The organism is Neisseria benedictiae, assembly GCF_958267435.1.
Classification (GTDB): domain Bacteria; phylum Pseudomonadota; class Gammaproteobacteria; order Burkholderiales; family Neisseriaceae; genus Neisseria; species Neisseria bergeri.
Genome location: NZ_CATQFV010000065.1, coordinates 1 through 1,263, shown reverse-complemented (window position 1 = coordinate 1,263; position 1,263 = coordinate 1). Strand labels below are relative to the sequence as shown.

The following is a 1,263-nucleotide window of genomic DNA, read 5'->3' as shown; positions in this document are numbered from 1 at the left end:
GGCGGAGACAGGGCGTTTCATTAACCAAGACCCGATTGGGCTATTGGGTGGGGAGAATCTGTATCAGTTTGCTCCGAATGCTCAGACATGGGTTGATGTTTTGGGGATGCAAGGTGTAAATATTAATTTATTCTCATCTAATGAAAAAATACGAACTTATGCAACAAGGGTGAAAAATAAACCTGATGTGTTCCAAGTAGGTGGACATGGTAATTCTTCTGTAATCATTGATGGTTCTAATGGAAAGGCTTTAACAGCAAAAGACTTGGCACAAAAAATTCAATCACATCCAGATTATAAAAAAGGAATGACTGTAGAACTTTTATCTTGCAATACTGGTAAAGGTGCAAATTCAATCGGACAGCAACTTGCAAATGAATTAAACACTACAGTGAAAGCCCCTAATCAATTTCTTTGGTATTACTCGAATGGTAATTTGAAGCCTATGGGCATGAAGCCTGACCGAACTCAGGATTTAAATCAACCAGGGAGAATGAGGCGGTTTACCCCTCAAAAACCACATAGAAGGATGGGAACATGCAACAAAAACGAGTGTTGATTTTTTTATTTTTTACAGTAGGGTTAATATTTTTTATGTTATTAATCAAATTTGATTCTGTTTTTTCTAATAATAGGAGTGAAATAATGTCTAATTCTGTTTCTACAGGAAGTATATATTCTTTAAATGAAAAAGAAATTAATCTTCTAATAAAAGAGGCGGATAAAGGTAATAAAGATGCTGCTTATAAGCTATATGAATATTACTCATTGTCCGCTTTGAATGATGAGTTAGCGTATAAATGGTTACTTAAAGCAGCTCAAGCCGAACATCCTATTGCACAATATAATTTAGCAATATTTTTACTGCAAAAAGACCAAAAATCTGATGCGGCTTTTTGGGCAAAAAAAGCATATGGTAATGGTGTCTCACTGTCAGATGAGCTTTCAAATTTGATTGAAAATAAATAATGAATAGCAAAAAGCAACACGTATAAAATTTCAAATTTTTTTTTTGGTTGATACGTCGTAGCCTACATAAATTTCTAGATTTGCAGGTAGGGTGCGTACCTCAAAGCACGCACGCAGTTTTAAATTTTTGGGCTAAATTTTTTTAATCTCAATCGGTTTTTAGACGACCTCAATACTTTCTTTGAGGTCGTCTGAAATATTTGTTCTTTAACAATCTCAACCGACTACCCCGACGGCAGTCACGAAACCTTCGAATACGACCGCCTCAACCGGCTGACCGCCCATATCGACGGA

Annotated in this window: 2 protein-coding genes; both read left to right on the top strand. The window is 35.9% G+C overall.

The window, feature by feature from the left end:
* Positions 1–559 (top strand): DUF8616 domain-containing protein (locus tag Q3O12_RS08530; RefSeq protein WP_502572657.1); only part of this gene is annotated, 559 nt, incomplete at its 5' end.
* Positions 538–969, top strand: coding sequence for an SEL1-like repeat protein (locus Q3O12_RS08525; RefSeq protein ID WP_301670082.1), 432 nt, complete (start codon positions 538–540; stop codon positions 967–969). The genes Q3O12_RS08530 and Q3O12_RS08525, both read left to right, overlap by 22 nt.
* Positions 970–1,263: the final 294 nt, after the last annotated feature.